Genomic DNA, 14517 nt, shown 5'->3' with positions numbered 1-14517 from the left:
GAATCAATTCATCACGAAGCCGCCGTTCACCGGCAGCAACTGGCCCGTCACGAAGCGCGCCGCATCCGAGAGCAGGAACAGCACGGGGCCGTTCACGTCGTCGGGCGTTTGCGCGCGCGTCAGTGCGCGGCCTTTGAGGTAGTACTCGTGGCGCTCGGCGGGCACGTAGGCGGTGGCTTCCACTTCCGTGAGACCGGGCGCGATTGCGTTGACGGTCACGTTGCTCGTGCCGAACTCGCGGGCGAGCGAACGCGTCATCGCGATCACGGCGCCCTTGCTCGCGACGTAGGCGAGCAGCTTCGGCGCGCCCCACAAGGCCGTATCCGATGCGATGTTCACGATCGCACCGCGTCCGGATTCCTTCAGATGCGGCAGGCACGCGACGCTCATGAGCCACGAGCCGCGCACGTTGACGTTCATCACGGCGTCCCACGTTTGCGGCGTGAGCTCATCGGCGGACTTGCCGCCCGAGTTCGTGATCGCGGCATTGTTGATGAGGGCGTCGAGTCCGCCCAGCGCCTTCACGCTGTCTTCGACGAATGCGGCGATGCTCTGCGGCTCATTCAGATCGAGCGGGAAGAAGTGCGCATTCGGCAGTTCACGTGCGAGCGCCTCGCCTTCCGCATGCAGCACATCGCCGAACGCGACGCGCGCGCCGCTCTCGACGAGCGCCTTGACGAACGCCGCGCCGAGTCCGCGAGCGCCGCCTGTCACGAGCACGCGGCGGCCATCGAGCGCGTCACGCATGAGCGTGCTCCGGGTTCTTCGGCAGCGCGTCGAGCGCGGCGAGATGCTGCTGCGCGCGCTGCTTCAGCATGCGGCGCACACGCGTCATGCCGACATCGTGCTGATAGAGGAATTCGTGATTGCGCGCGTTCGGCGCGAGGCTTTCGAGCACGTAGCGGTCTTGTTCCAGCACGGCCCAGTGCAGCCCTTCGAGACGATTGCGATACAGGAATCGCCATGCATCGCGCTGCCATCCCGAGACCTTGCGCGTGCGCCAGAAATAGACCTGGCAGTTGTCGTCATCGACGGGCGTGGCGAAGCCGATAATCCCGAAGTTGCCGCCCGGGCCGAACTTCTTCTTGTACGGAATCGCGAGACGCATCCACAGGCAGCCGGTTTCGCCGAGCTCGACCCAGTCGAAGTTCACGTCGCGCTGATTCACCTTCTCGAACATGAGGCCGGTTTCGGTCTTGCGCACGCGCATGTCGGCCTGCTTGTCGCCTTCGGCCATCGAGTGCGATGTCGCGTGCAGATACGCACCGTGCATCGGGTCCATTACGTTGTCGATCGCGTACTGGTAATTGCACTTCCAGTGCGACATGCACAGGAAGCTCGCGTATTCGTCGCCGACGAGTTCTTCCGGCAGCACGAGCGGCGCGGGTTCCTTATTGGCGTCATCGCCGAACCAGAGGAAGATCGCGCCCGCATGCTCTTCGACGGGATACGACTTCACGCACTTCTGGCCTTCGAGCGGGCACGCCGACACGGCGGGCACTTTCTGCACGGTGCCGCTGCCATCGATTTCGATGCCGTGATACCAGCATGCGACGCTGCCGCCGAGATTCCAGCCGAGCGACAGACGCGCGCCGCGATGCGGGCAGCGGTCTTCGAGCGCGTGCACTTTGCCTTCGTTGTCGCGCCAGAGCACGATCTGATCGCCGAGGCGCGTGAGGCCGATGGGCGCGTTCGCCACTTGCCAGCTCGGCGCGACGGGATACCAGTAGTTACGCAAGCCGCGATCGAGATAAGCCTGAACGGGATCGGCGGCGACGGTTGTTTGCTGAGGGGACGTCATGGGGAAAAGCTCCTTCTTTAGTCAGCGAGCGTGCGCAACTCGGCGGCGAGGCGTTCGGCGGTCCACGTGGTGCCTTCCGGCGTACGGAAGCCGTCCTTGTTCAAGCCCGCGACCACTTGCTCCAGTTCCAGTGCGCCCGCTTCGAAGACGCGTTCGAGCGCATCGCCGAAGTCGTTCTCGTATTGCGTAGGCTCGGCCTTGCGCGTTTGCCAGATGAAGTTCTCGGTCTGACCCGGCTTCTCGATCACGCCCTTGCCGGCGACGTTGTTCGGCTGCGGCGCGAGCCACGGCTTGAGATTCGGGTTGAAGTTCACGACTTTTTCCATGTCACGCCACCTTGATCTGGATTTCCTCGCCGGCGAGGCGTACCGAATACGTCTTCAGGTCGCGGCCGCCGGGCTCTTTCAGGCATTTGCCCGTGGGGATGTGAAACACCGCTTCGTGCAGCGGGCATTCGACGGTGTCGCCATCGACGAAACCCTGCGTCAACAGTGCGTATGCGTGCGGGCAGACGTTCTCGAGCGCATACAGCTCGTCGCCCACTTTGTAGATACCGATTTGCGCGCCGTCATCGAGCTTGAATTCGATCGGTGCGTCTTCCGACAGATCGCCGGCATGTCCGGCGCAGCGCCATTGTTCAGACATCTTTCACCCTTTCCTCTGGTTCGTCTGTGTTCCACTAAAGGAACATCAGTTCGTGTATGGGCATTATAGGAGTGGTCTCAGCCTCAGAAAATAAAAAAATGAATCTCTAGGTGAAAACACTGAATCGAGCCCGTTTAAAAGATCGCCCGTGCATTTGCTCACAAGTAGGAACGCCCGTTCGACATTGATTCGTAAGCTCTTTTTGTCACGATGGACACGCATCGGACGTGCCTCAGGGTCTACCCGATGTCCTCTCAAATTTATTGTTTTGGCGCTGGAAACCTCACTATACTTTCCATAGGCAGTACGTTGATCCATAGGTGGAACATAAATCGAGATCGACGGGATGCCTTCCGGGCGGCGCGAAGCACGGCCATCCGGAGCCGGGATAAAGCGCAATAACGGCTACAAGCGGGAACGGGAGAGCGGGCACGGTCCGCCCTTGAACCACACGGTTAGGAGAACGAAGGGTGAAGCACATCATTGCAGCGGGGCTCATCGGAGCCGGGGTCGCGACGGGCGCGGCCGCGCAAAGCACAGTCACGCTTTACGGCAGCCTCGATGCCGGCATCGCATATATCAACAACGTCGGCGGCCATCCGAAATGGATGGAAGAGCAGGGCAACATGCAGCCGGACCGCTGGGGCTTTCGCATCGTCGAGGATCTGGGCGGCGGCCTGAAGACGGTCGCGCAACTTGAGAACGGTTTCTATACGAACACCGGCAACTTCGCGAAGGCGGGCACGCTCTGGAATCGCCAGGCGTATCTCGGGCTGAGTCAGGAAAACGTCGGCACGCTGACGCTCGGTCATCAGACGCCGTTCAGCTTCGACATGCTCGGGCCGCTCTCTACCGCCTATCTCGCGGCGAGCTGGTATGCGTTCCATCCGGGCAACATCGACCAACTCGCGGATACCGGCGTCGTGCCCTACGACAACTCGGTGAAATTCCGCTCGGCGAACTTCTATGGCTTTTCGGCCGGCGCAATGATGGGCCTCGGCAACACGACGAACTTCTCGACGGGCCGCAACTACGGCTTCGGCATCACGTATGCGAACGGTCCGTTCAGCGCGGCGGCGACGTATTCGAACGAGCACAACCGCACACCCGCGATCGCGACGACGGGTCTTACGACGTTCCAGGGTCAGCCTGCCGCGACATACATGGCGGACAAGCAGGAAGTGATGGGCGCGGGCGCGTCATATGAAATCGGCAAGTTCGTCGTGCATGGTCTTTATACGCGCGTGAAGCTGCAATCGAATGGTCAGTCCGATACGTTTCAGTCGTACGATGCGGGTCTTACGTTCAAGCCGGTGGCCTGGAACTGGATCGCCGGCGGCGCGGCTACTACGACCTTCGCGGGCGGGCGGTGGACGCAGTTCGAGATCGGCGATATCTATATGTTGTCGAAATCGACGCAGCTTTATGTGAATGCGCTTTATGAGCACGCGACTGGTGGGGCTAAGGCGGCGTTCTTTACTGCGGGTGTTTCGAGTACCGCGAATCAGGTTATTGTGCTTGCGGGGATTCATCACTCGTTTTGATGGGGGTTTTTCGTGGAATCCCGTTAGCGTGGAATCCTGTTAGCGTGTCGGTCTATTAGCACTGCCCCTCCCCGGGGCGGGGGTCACTTTCTTTGCTGCTGCAAAGAAAGTAACCAAAGAAAGCAGCTTGCTCAGGCCCGCGGTCACACGCAGTTTGGCCATGCTTGCCAGCCGCCAATGGCACTCGCCTAAGTGTCGCCCTCGAAGGACCAATCGGGCTTGGCTCGCGCACGGTCTGACGCGCTAGTGAATTGAGCGTGCTGGTTCAGCACCAAATAGCTTCGGCACAGCGCTACGCGCTGCCGTTGGGTCTGCGAGGGAAACCATCGAAGAAGGAGCGCGCGCACACCCGATTGACCCATCGGCCGCGTAGCGGGCCGGAGCTATTTGGTGCTGAACCAACGAAGCACGCCGCGCGATGAGTCAGACCGTGCGCGGTCCAAGCCCCGCGAGACCTTCGAGGGCACTCGCTATTGCCGGGCCATTAGGCCAATCGCCTGTGCCGCGGCCGGTATGAAGTGCTTAGGCTGGGGATAGCTGTTTCTTTGGTTACTTTCTTTGCAGCAGCAAAGAAAGTGACTGCCGCCCCGCATAGGGGCAGTGCTAATAAACCGACACGAATACGGGATCCGGCGAAAAAAAAACCTCAACCCAGCGCAGCAGTCCGATCATCCGCCGAAGGCCGATAGTTGAGCCGCATCGAAAGCTCAACCGCAGCACCACAGATCGTCTCAACGAGCCGAGACTTCTCATCATCCGCCCCGATATCCGACCGCGGCACGGTCGCCGCCACCGCCGCAACGATCCCCCCGGAATGATCCCGCACCGGCGCGGTGACAACCGATATCCCGCGCTCAAACGACGCTTCGCTCAATCCATAACCGAGCGCCACGCACTCCTGCACGCGTTCGAAGAGTTCGTCGACGGTCGCGGGCGTACGCTCCGTATACTTTTCCAGTTGATCCTCGGGATAGAGCGCCTTGAGCGCCGCGAGCGAAAGATCGCCCATCAGCACATGTCCATGCACCGTCGCATGAGCGGGCAACCGCGTGCCGACATGCACCTTCACCGAACTGAACAGCGGCTCATGACTTTGCGCCTTCGCGACGAACACGACATCGCGCTGATCGCGGATCAGCAGATGCGTCGACAGACCGGTTGCATCGCGCAGACGCTCGAGCACCGGCGTGCCGAGATCGGTCAGTTCGAGCGAGTTCACGTATTCGAAGCCCAGCCGCAACACAGCGACGCCCAGCCTGAAATTGCGGTCGCCGTTCACGCGTTCGAGAAAGCCGAGCGATTCGAGCGTTTGCAGCAGACGAAACGTCGTCGTGCGCGGAATGCCGATGCGCCGCGACAACTCAGGCGCGCCCAGCACCGGCTCGCGCGCGGAGAATTCCGCCAGGATCCGCAAGCCGCGTTCGAGGCCCGGCACGAGATAGCTGGAGCCGCCACCGGATGACGCGTCATCGTCCGTGGTGTCGAGGCTTTGCGCCTGAGTGTCTTCCTGTTTGCTTCGTTGGGCCATGGTTGGCTTTAGTTGTCGTCGTGCAATGGGCAAATCATAGCGCGAGACGATCCGACCTCATTCGTCCGTGGCTTTTGCTACTTGTTATGACATGTTATATTGATGCCATCACGATACTTCTCCGAGGCAAATTCAATGAGCTTCGAAGCAACCCTCTGGCTCTTCTGCGCGGGCGTCGGTGCCAGCGCGGTGGGCGGCATGCTGGGCATGGCGAGCGGCCTGTTCATCGTGCCCATTCTCACGATGTTCTTCCATATCGACATGCACGCCGCCATCGGCACGAGCATCGTGTCCGTGATCGCGTGTTCATGCGGCGGCGCGGCGGCCTTTCTGCGCGGCGGCCTCACGAACGTGCGACTCGCCCTCGTGCTCGAAACCGGCACCACGCTCGGCGCGCTGACGGGCGTGCTGCTCGCGGGCATCGTCCCCGTGGCCGCGCTGGATTTTCTTTTCGCGGGCGTGCTGGTCGTGTCGGCGTGGCAGATGTTCATTCGCCGCGAAGATACGGCGGGCATGTCGCGGCCGATTCCATCGCGAGGACTCGCGGCCGCGCTCGATCTCCATTCGAGCTATCCAGACACCACGCTGCGCCGCGATGTCGCGTATGAAGTGCGGCGCGTGCCCGCCGGTCTCTCGTTGATGGTTGCAGCCGGACTCGTTTCCGCGCTGCTCGGCATCGGCAGCGGCATCCTGAAGATTCCGGCGATGGACAACGCCCTGCGCCTGCCGATCAAGGTATCGACCGCGACATCGAACTTCATGATCGGCGTGACGGCCGCCGCGAGCGCGAGCGCGTATTTTCTGCGCGGCGAGATCGTGAGCGCCATCGCGGGACCAGTCGCACTCGGCTCGGTGATCGGCGCGATCGTGGGCGCGCGCGTGCTGATGAAAGTGCGCAGCGAACGTCTGCGCGTGCTGTTCCTGTCGATGCTGCTGCTCGTCGCGTGTCAGATGGTCATGCAGGGTTTCGGCATCGATCTTATGGAGTACATCGGTCGATGAAATGCGCCACGTCAGCTTCGATGGATCTTCTGCTCGCCCGCTTTCTCCAGTGCGGCACATGGGCCGCGTGCGCGCTGATCGGCGCGGGACTGTTCTTCGACACGAAGGCGTTGAGCGCGGGCGTCGCGCTCTTCATTCTGCTGCCGGTGCTGCGCGTCGTCGTGATGCTCGCCGTGTTCGCGCAACAACGAAACTACCTTTATGTGACGATCGCCGCGACGGTGCTCGCCGTGATCGCGGCGGGCTGCGTGATCGGCCTGCGTCTCGCGCCGCTCGCGGGCTGATGCCCCGCCACAAGCACACACGTAACGGTTATTCTCTCTGACGACCGCCGGCGAAGAGTCGCGCACGAAGGCATTCGCCGGTTTCCTCAGGAGATATCGCACCATGTTCGATACGACCGATGTGCTGATCGCCGGCGCGGGCCCCGTCGGCCTGATGCTTGCCGCCGAACTGCGCCGCGATGGCGTGAAGGCGCGTGTGATCGATGCGCACGACGAGCGCGTCTTCTTCGTGAAGGCGCTCGGCGTCACGGCGCGCACGCTGGAGATTTTCGAGGATCTGGGCGTCGCGCGCGACGCGATCGATGCCGGTGTATGGCTCACGGGCGCGGACACGTTTCAGGACGGCGCGCCCGCGTTCAGCGCCGAGGTTCCGCGCGCCGGCTTGCCGTACGGCGCGCTCTCGCTCGCGCAGTTCGAGACCGAGCGCATTCTGGAAGCGGCGCTCGCACGCAACGGCGGGCACGTCGAATACGGCGCGACGCTCGTCGATTTCAGCGATGCAGGCGATGCCATCGACGTGCGCATACAGGACGCATGCGGCAAGAACCGCACGATTCGGTGCCGCTGGCTCGTCGGCTGCGACGGCGCGCGCAGCACGGTGCGCCGGCAATCGAACATCGCCTACGAAGGCGATCAGTATCCGCAAACCTTCATGCTCGCCGATGTCGACGTCGAGTGGGGTCTGCCGCGCGGCCGCATGTATCGCTTCAACGTGTCGGGTGAGGGCGGCGCGGGATCGATCGCGCTCGCCGCGCTGCCGGTACGCGGCTCCGCGCGCCGCTATCGGCTCTCGATGGTCCTGCTTCCCGACGATGCCGCCCGCCACACGCTGAACTCCACGCCCGATTTCGCGGAGATCGAACGCATCATGCTGCCGATTCTGCCGAAGGGTACGCGGCTCTCGTCGATGCGCTGGTCGTCGGTGTATCGCGTGAGTCATCGGATCGCGCAGAACTATGCGCGCGGGCGCGTGTTTCTCGCGGGCGATGCCGCGCATATCCATCCGCCCGTCGGCGGGCAGGGCATGAACACCGGCTTGCAGGATGCGCACAATCTCGCGTGGAAGCTCACGCTCGCCGCGCGCGGCGTCGCGAATCAGGCGCTGCTCGATAGCTACGAAGCGGAGCGGCGGCCGGTCGGGCTCGATGTCGTCGAATCGACGAGCCGTGCGTTGAACACGGTTCTCGCGCACGGCGAGATCAAGCCCGCGATGCGCGAGACGCAATTGCTCGTGGGTTATCGCGGCGGCAGTCCTATCGTCACGGACGAATGCACGGACATGGCCGCGGAGTTGCCCGCGCCCGGCGATCGCGCGCCGCAGGCCGGCGGTCTCGTGGAGGCTTTCATCGGCCATGCGCAGCGTTTGCACGATCATCTCGGGCGCGGACGTCACACGCTCGTAGCGTATATCGATGACGTTGACAGCGCGCGCATCGCCGCCTTCGATGCGGCCGTCGATGCATGGCGCGCCGCACTCGGCGCGGCAGCGAGCGCCGTGTTGATCGTGTCGCCGAAGGTAGCGAACGCGGCATCGTTCGAGCCTGCGCGCGAGGCGTATCGAACGCTCTGCGACGACGCAGGCGAATTCGTCGATGCGTTCGGTGCGAAGCAAGGCATGGTGTGGGCCATACGGCCGGACGGGCATATCGGCTTCCGAAGCGCGTCATGCTCATCGGACACGCTGATCGCATGGCTCGATCGCGTGCTGGGCCGAGACGTCACGCGTTAGCGCCGCACGACGATCACATGCGCCTGAATCCTGCCATCGACGGCGCCCGATCCGAAGCGCGCCGCGATGGCTTTCGCACATGCCGACGTCGCTTCCTCCAGACTCGCGCCGCCGCACGCTTCGATCTCGTTACGCAAGGGCGTGCCCTGGCAATAGGCGATAGCGGCCACATCCGCCGATGACGCATGGCTGCGTTGCGCGATCGTATCGAAGCGCGGCTTCGCATCGAAACCCGCGGCTGCGAGATCGCGCGCGATCACGTCCCGATCGAAATAGCCGTGCGGCGTGCGTTTCATGAAAAGCGGCGGATCGGCGGGAAAGACGCGGGCGAGCGCGTCGGTTACCGTGTCCGCAAACTCGTTCTCTTCGATGCGGTCCCACACGTTGAACAGGAGCGCGCCACCGGGCCGCAGCACGCGACGCGCTTGCGCGAACGCAGCTGTCTTGTCGGGAAAGAACATCGCGCCGAACTGGCAGACGACGATATCGAAGCTCGCATCGTCGAAAGGCAATTGCAAAGCATTGGCCTGCTGCCATGTCACGGTTCTGCCGGTATCCAACTTTGCAGCGCGATCGAGCATCGCCTGATTCAGATCCGTCGCGACGATATCGACATGTGCGGGCAACGCGTGCGCCATCGCGCGCGTGACGGCGCCGGTGCCCGCCGCAGTCTCCAGTACGCGCGATGGTTCGAGCGCCGCCGCGCGTTGCGCGATATCGGCTGCGTAGGACGCGAAGAGCATCGGCACGAGATAGCGGTCGTAAAGCTCGGGAATCTGGCCGGCGAAATTCGCGTCGTGCCGTGGCGTGTTCGTGTCCATATCGCCTCCCGCGTTCGATTATTCGTCTGATCCCGCAAGTCTTTTCACTCTACGCTGCTTTATCGCGCTCGAAGAGATGTCTACATTGAACGCTGTCAAGACGGTTGTGCAACGGGCACGACCCGCCAGTCCCGGCATTAAATAATCTCTTCAAGGATTCGATCATGAGCAAACTCGCAGGCAAGGTGGCGGTCGTCACGGGCGCGTCGAAAGGTATTGGAGCGGCCATTGCAAAGGCGCTCGCCGCGGAAGGCGCGTCGGTCGTCGTCAACTATGCGAGCAGCAAGGCGGGCGCGGATGCGGTCGTCGCGGACATCACCGCATCGAAGGGCAAGGCGATCGCCGTCGGCGGCGATGTCTCGAAGGCCGCGGATGCGCAGGGCATCGTGAATGCAGCGGTCGAAACGTATGGACGGCTCGATATTCTCGTGAACAACTCGGGCGTGTATGAATTCGCGGCGCTCGAAGAGATCACCGAAGAGCATTTTCATAAGCAGTTCAATATCAACGTGCTAGGCACGCTGCTGACCACGCAGGCCGCCGCGAAGCATCTCGGCGAAGGCGCGAGCATCGTCAACATCAGCTCGGTCGTGACCCGCATCACGCCGGCGACGAGCGCGGTGTATAGCGGCACGAAGGGCGCCATCGATGCGATCACGGGCGCGCTCGCACGCGAACTCGGCCCGAGAAAGATCCGCGTGAACTCGATCAACCCGGGCGTCGTGGTGACCGAAGGCACGCACAGCGCGGGCATCATCGGTTCCGAATTCGATGCGGCCGCGCTCGCGCAAACGCCGCTCGGACGTCTCGGCCAGCCGGACGATATCGCATCGATCGCGGTGTTCCTCGCTTCCGACGATGCGCGCTGGATGACCGGCGAAAGCCTCATCGCGAGCGGCGGCATGCGTTGATGCGAATCGCGCCGCGTTGAGTGTCGTGCAAGATGGTCTTGCAGATACTTCGCGGCGGCGCGGCTTTTCGCCGTGTCATCATGGGGCAACCTGTCATTGCGCACTTGCCCCATGATCGACCGTCTCGCTCATCCCGATGCCTTAGTCGTCGATGCGACCATCCGTTCGCGCCGCGCGATCCGGCGCTTCACGCATGATCCGGTTCCGCGCCGCGTAGTCGAAGAAATACTCGACGTCGCGCGATCCGCGCCGAGCAATTCGAACACGCAGCCGTGGCGCGTCTATGTGCTGACGGGCGAACGCAAGGCCGCGATGAGCGAAGCATTGCGGCGCGCCCATGCAGACGATGGACACCCGCCATTGCGGCATATGCCCGATCCGTTGCCGCACGATATGCGGTCGCGGCAGGAAGCGTTCGGCATGCGCTATTACGGTGCGCTCGGCGTACCGAAGTCCGATCTTCAGGAGCGTGCGCGCGTGACGGCGAGAAACTTCGACTTCTTCGGCGCGCCGGTCGGACTGATCTTCGCGATCGATTCCAGGCTCACGAAATATAGCTGGCTCGATTACGGCATGTTCATTCAAACGGTGATGCTGGCCGCGCGCGCGGTCGGCCTCGCGACTTGCGCGCAGGTGTCGTTCGCGCGCTTTCAGGACGTCATCGCGGATCAGCTCGACTTGCCCTCCGGCCATGAAGTCGTCTGCGGCATGAGCCTCGGATTCTCCGATGAAGCATCGCCCGTCAATCGCATCGATATGACGCGCGAGCCCGTGCGGAATTTCTCGACCTTTCTCGGCTTCGATTGACTGTATCGACGGGCGTCTTCGAATTTGTATCTGGCTAGGCGGGCAATCGAGCGAGAAACTGCATCGACCTCTCTAACCGGAGCACGTCCGATGCCTCACACGCCGCAACTGCTCGCATTCGCCCTCGTCGCGCTCGGCATGGCGCTCACGCCGGGTCCGAACATGGTCTATCTGATTTCCCGCTCGATCTGCCAGGGCCGCACGGCGGGACTCATCTCGCTCGGCGGCGTGGCGCTTGGCTTCGTGTTCTACATGTTGTGCGCGGCGTTCGGCATCACCGCGCTCTTGATCGCGATCCCGTTCGCCTACGACGCGTTGCGCTTCGGCGGCGCGCTCTATCTGCTCTATCTCGCGTGGCAGGCGGTCAAGCCGGGCGGGCGTTCGCCGTTTCAGGTGCGCGATTTGCCCGTCGACAGCCCGCGCAAGCTCTTCACGATGGGTTTCGTCACGAACCTGCTCAATCCGAAAATCGCCGTGCTGTATCTCTCGCTGCTGCCGCAATTCATCGATCCGGCGCACGGCGGCGTGCTCGGCCAGTCGCTCGCTCTCGGCGTCGTGCAGATCATGCTGAGTATCACCGTCAATTCGATCGTCGCGATGACCGCCGGATCGATCGCGGTTTTTCTGGCGCGCAGGCCGACCTGGCTTCTGATTCAACGCTGGCTGATGGGCACCGTGCTCGCCGGTCTCGCGGTGAGAATGGCGACCGAAGCGCGCCGCTGATCCATCCGCGGAAATCTCGGGCTGAAATGTATTCGATTTCAGCGATAGCTATCCCGTCGCTTTTTCTGGTTTTCCCTAATCGTCGGCTGATTGCGTCACTGGACAATCTGACTCACAGCCTTGCGGCGGCGCGCACCGCCGGAAAAGAGCGAAGACAGCTATCAAATGAGAGAGAGGGTGCCATGCTCCAATCCAGCCTCGCGTATCGCGGTTTCGTCATTACGCCGATGGCCGCGTTCGACGGCGGTCTATATGCGGCGATGACGATCGTCTGCGATAGCGACGGCATTCAGCGCGCGAGCGGCGTCCTGGGCCATTTCGCCTGCGCCGAAGACGCTCGCGCGTTCGCGCTGATTGCCGGCAAGAAGGACATCGACCAGCGGCTGCACACGCCGCTCGCCGCCTGACCTAGATGATCGGCTTGCCGCCCGTCACGGCGATGGTCGCACCGGACATATAACTCGCCTCATCCGATGCCAGCATCACGTAAGCGGCGGCGAGTTCCACGGGCTGGCCGGGGCGCTTCATCGGCGTCTGCGTGCCGAAGTTCTCGACGCTCGACGGCGGCATCGTCGATGGAATGAGCGGCGTCCAGATCGGCCCGGGCGCGACGCAATTCGCGCGTATGCCGCGCTCGGCCAGCAGTTGCGCAAGGCCGCCCGTGAAGTTCTGAATCGCGCCCTTCGTGCTCGCATACGCGATCAGGCCGGGATTCGGCGCGTCGGCGTTGACGGAGGTCGTGTTGATGACCGCGCTGCCGGCCTTCATGTGCGCGAGCGCCGCCTTCGTGATGCGGAACATCGCGCCGATATTGGTCGAATAGGTCTTGTCCCATTCGTCGTCGCTGATGTCTTCGAGCTTGTCGTAGGTCGCCTGATAGGCGGCGTTGTTCACGAGCACGTCGATGCGCCCGAACGTCTCCGCGGTCTTCTCGACGAGCTGCCTGCAATGCGTGCGGTCGGTGATATCGCCGGGCAATAGCAGCGCGCGCCGTCCCGCCTTCTCGACCCAGCGCGCGGTTTCCTTCGCGTCGTCATGCTCGTCCAGATACGCGATGGCGACGTCCGCGCCTTCACGCGCATAGGCGATCGCCACCGCGCGGCCGATGCCGCTGTCCGCGCCCGTGATGAGCGCGATCTTGTCCGCGAGCCTGTTGTTGCCCCTGTACGTCGATTCGCCGTGATCCGGCTGCGGATCCATCGGGGCGGTGAGTCCGGGACGCCTGTCCTGCTGCTGAGGCGGCAGGGGCGGGCGTGGATAGTCGGGTTGGGCGGTATCGGTCATGACGTTCTCCCTTCCGGTGCCGGGTAAAAAGGACGGCCACTCGCGCGGCCGTGTCAGCGATTCAGCATGGGTCGTTCCCGGATCGCTTAAAGATGCGGATTCCGGCATTTAGTTAGGATGCGGAACTAAAAATTCACTGACGTGTTCCAGCGGCAACGGCATCGCGCATGCTTCGTACGTCGCGCGTCGTGACGGGCGCGGCATCGTTGCCCCAAGCCGAGCGAACGAACGTCAATACGCGCGCGATTTCCGTATCGGTGAGCTTGTCGGCGAATGCGGGCATCTTCTTGGGCTCGGGTCCACGTTCCGTCGATGGCGCGCGTCCGCCCTGAAGCACCATCCGCACCAGTGAATCCGGCTTCTCCGAGAGCACAGCCGGATTGCCCGCGAGCCGCGGATACTTGAACGGCTCGCCCGCGCCATTGCTCTTGTGGCAACGCGCGCATGCGCTCTGATAGAGACCCGCGCCGGGGCGTTCGTCGTCGCCGGTGCGCAGCGCCGCCACGCTCTGCATGGCCATGCGCGAATGCGCATCGTAAGTACCGCCGCTTCCGCTCGCGGGCAGGGTCTTCAGATATGACGCAATCGCGAGGAGATCCCGATCGTCGAGATACTGCGTGCTGTCCTCGACAACCTGCACCATGCTGCCGAATGTGACCAGGCCCGCGCCATGACCGGTCTTCAGAAACGCGGCGATATCGTCGGCGGACAGGCTACCCAGGCCCGCGCCCGATATGCCCGTCAGGTTCGGCGCGTGCCAGTGGTCATTGGTGCCGCCCGTGAGATAGGCGCGCGACGATTCGGCATAGCCGAGTTCATCGTAAGCCGGTCCGCGCGGCGTATGGCAGGCGCCGCAATGCCCGAGCGATTGCACGAGATACGCGCCGCGATTCCATTGCACATCGCGTTTTGAGTCCGGTGCGAATGGCTTTGTCGGAGCGAAGGCGAAGTTCCACATCGCGAGCGCCCAGCGCTGGTCGAACGGAAACGGCAGGCGCGTCTCGGGCGCCGCCTGCGCGACGGGTTCCACGCCGTGCATGAAATACGCATAGAGCGCGTGCATGTCGTTGTCGTCGATCTTCGAGAAAGACGGATAGGGCATCGCCGGATAAAGATGCTTGCCGCCGGGCGCGACGCCTTCACGCAACGCGCGCGCGAAATCCTCATAGCTGTAGCGGCCGATGCCGTGTTGCGCGTCCGGCGTGATGTTGCTCGACCAGATCGTGCCGAAGGGCGAGCCCATCGGCAGGCCGCCCGCGAACGGATGCGGTTGCGCCTTTCCCGGCACGGGCGCGGCGGTGTGGCAACCGGCGCAATCGGCGGCCTTCGCGAGATATGCGCCACGCGCGATGAGATCGGGCGTCTGCGCGTGAGCGTGTTGCATCGACAAGGCGATCGTGAAGATGCAGAGGAGCGCGCGGCGTCGGAGCGTCATGGC

At 63.2% G+C, this 14517-nt stretch carries 16 protein-coding genes; 8 read left to right on the top strand and 8 right to left on the bottom strand.

The window, feature by feature from the left end:
* Positions 1 to 3: 3 nt before the first annotated feature.
* The 4 genes from PQR08_RS34760 to PQR08_RS34745 are packed head-to-tail and all read right to left on the bottom strand — an operon-like array spanning position 4 to position 2446.
* Positions 4 to 747 carry an SDR family oxidoreductase gene (locus PQR08_RS34760; RefSeq protein ID WP_238218077.1) on the bottom strand — a complete coding sequence of 248 codons (744 nt, stop codon included), beginning with the start codon at positions 745 to 747 and terminating at the stop codon, positions 4 to 6.
* Complete coding sequence (locus tag PQR08_RS34755; protein WP_035500204.1) at positions 740 to 1801, bottom strand: aromatic ring-hydroxylating dioxygenase subunit alpha; 1062 nt, start codon at positions 1799 to 1801, stop codon at positions 740 to 742. The genes PQR08_RS34760 and PQR08_RS34755 overlap by 8 nt, the downstream gene beginning before the upstream one ends.
* Before the next feature lie 17 nt (positions 1802 to 1818).
* Positions 1819 to 2127, bottom strand: coding sequence for a recombinase-like helix-turn-helix domain-containing protein (locus tag PQR08_RS34750; RefSeq protein WP_238295522.1), 309 nt, complete (start codon positions 2125 to 2127; stop codon positions 1819 to 1821).
* Position 2128: 1 nt separating this feature from the next.
* Entirely contained in the window at positions 2129 to 2446 is a 318-nt protein-coding gene (locus PQR08_RS34745) for a non-heme iron oxygenase ferredoxin subunit (protein ID WP_250486386.1), read from the bottom strand.
* Between the two features lie 470 nt (positions 2447 to 2916).
* On the opposite strand from PQR08_RS34745, the gene PQR08_RS34740 reads away from it, so the two are divergent.
* Positions 2917 to 3990, top strand: coding sequence for a porin (locus tag PQR08_RS34740; RefSeq protein ID WP_035500200.1), 1074 nt, complete (start codon positions 2917 to 2919; stop codon positions 3988 to 3990).
* Between the two features lie 646 nt (positions 3991 to 4636).
* Here the strand turns inward: PQR08_RS34740 and PQR08_RS34735 are convergent.
* Positions 4637 to 5518 carry an IclR family transcriptional regulator gene (locus tag PQR08_RS34735; RefSeq protein WP_250486385.1) on the bottom strand — a complete coding sequence of 294 codons (882 nt, stop codon included), beginning with the start codon at positions 5516 to 5518 and terminating at the stop codon, positions 4637 to 4639.
* Between the two features lie 135 nt (positions 5519 to 5653).
* On the opposite strand from PQR08_RS34735, the gene PQR08_RS34730 reads away from it, so the two are divergent.
* The 3 genes from PQR08_RS34730 to PQR08_RS34720 all read left to right on the top strand — a co-directional run bounded on the left by PQR08_RS34730 (position 5654) and on the right by PQR08_RS34720 (position 8533).
* A complete protein-coding gene (locus PQR08_RS34730) occupies positions 5654 to 6520 on the top strand; it encodes a sulfite exporter TauE/SafE family protein (protein WP_250486384.1) in 867 nt (288 codons plus the stop codon).
* Entirely contained in the window at positions 6517 to 6804 is a 288-nt protein-coding gene (locus PQR08_RS34725) for a DUF1634 domain-containing protein (protein ID WP_250486383.1), read from the top strand. Before PQR08_RS34730 ends, PQR08_RS34725 begins: the two co-directional genes overlap by 4 nt.
* Before the next feature lie 103 nt (positions 6805 to 6907).
* Positions 6908 to 8533 carry an FAD-dependent monooxygenase gene (locus tag PQR08_RS34720; RefSeq protein WP_250486382.1) on the top strand — a complete coding sequence of 542 codons (1626 nt, stop codon included), beginning with the start codon at positions 6908 to 6910 and terminating at the stop codon, positions 8531 to 8533.
* Here PQR08_RS34720 and PQR08_RS34715 read toward each other — a convergent pair.
* Positions 8530 to 9354 (bottom strand): class I SAM-dependent methyltransferase, encoded by an 825-nt coding sequence (locus tag PQR08_RS34715; protein ID WP_250486381.1) that lies wholly within the window; start codon positions 9352 to 9354, stop codon positions 8530 to 8532. The two genes, PQR08_RS34720 and PQR08_RS34715, sit on opposite strands and share 4 nt — an antisense overlap.
* A gap of 164 nt (positions 9355 to 9518) precedes the next feature.
* Here PQR08_RS34715 and PQR08_RS34710 point away from each other — a divergent pair, with 164 nt between their 5' ends.
* From PQR08_RS34710 to PQR08_RS34695, 4 genes are all read left to right on the top strand, one after another.
* Positions 9519 to 10265 (top strand): glucose 1-dehydrogenase, encoded by a 747-nt coding sequence (locus PQR08_RS34710; protein ID WP_187607014.1) that lies wholly within the window; start codon positions 9519 to 9521, stop codon positions 10263 to 10265.
* A 111-nt stretch (positions 10266 to 10376) separates the two neighbouring features.
* The gene (locus PQR08_RS34705; RefSeq protein ID WP_250486380.1) at positions 10377 to 11072 is read left to right on the top strand and encodes a nitroreductase; all 696 of its coding nucleotides are present in this window, start codon (positions 10377 to 10379) and stop codon (positions 11070 to 11072) included.
* Positions 11073 to 11162: 90 nt separating this feature from the next.
* A complete protein-coding gene (locus PQR08_RS34700) occupies positions 11163 to 11795 on the top strand; it encodes a LysE family translocator (protein WP_238218084.1) in 633 nt (210 codons plus the stop codon).
* Between the two features lie 182 nt (positions 11796 to 11977).
* Entirely contained in the window at positions 11978 to 12202 is a 225-nt protein-coding gene (locus tag PQR08_RS34695; protein ID WP_250486379.1) for a hypothetical protein, read from the top strand.
* Between the two features lies 1 nt (position 12203).
* On the opposite strand, the gene PQR08_RS34690 is transcribed toward PQR08_RS34695, so the two are convergent.
* Positions 12204 to 13079: a glucose 1-dehydrogenase gene (locus PQR08_RS34690; protein WP_250486378.1), complete on the bottom strand. Its 876-nt coding sequence runs from the start codon at positions 13077 to 13079 to the stop codon at positions 12204 to 12206.
* A gap of 133 nt (positions 13080 to 13212) precedes the next feature.
* Complete coding sequence (locus PQR08_RS34685) at positions 13213 to 14514, bottom strand: c-type cytochrome (protein WP_408163884.1); 1302 nt, start codon at positions 14512 to 14514, stop codon at positions 13213 to 13215.
* Positions 14515 to 14517 lie beyond the last annotated feature (3 nt).

The organism is Caballeronia jiangsuensis, assembly GCF_046030135.1.
In the GTDB taxonomy this organism is placed as follows: domain Bacteria; phylum Pseudomonadota; class Gammaproteobacteria; order Burkholderiales; family Burkholderiaceae; genus Caballeronia; species Caballeronia jiangsuensis.
Note: the sequence above shows the minus strand (reverse complement) of the source record. Positions and strands in the feature narration are given on the sequence as shown.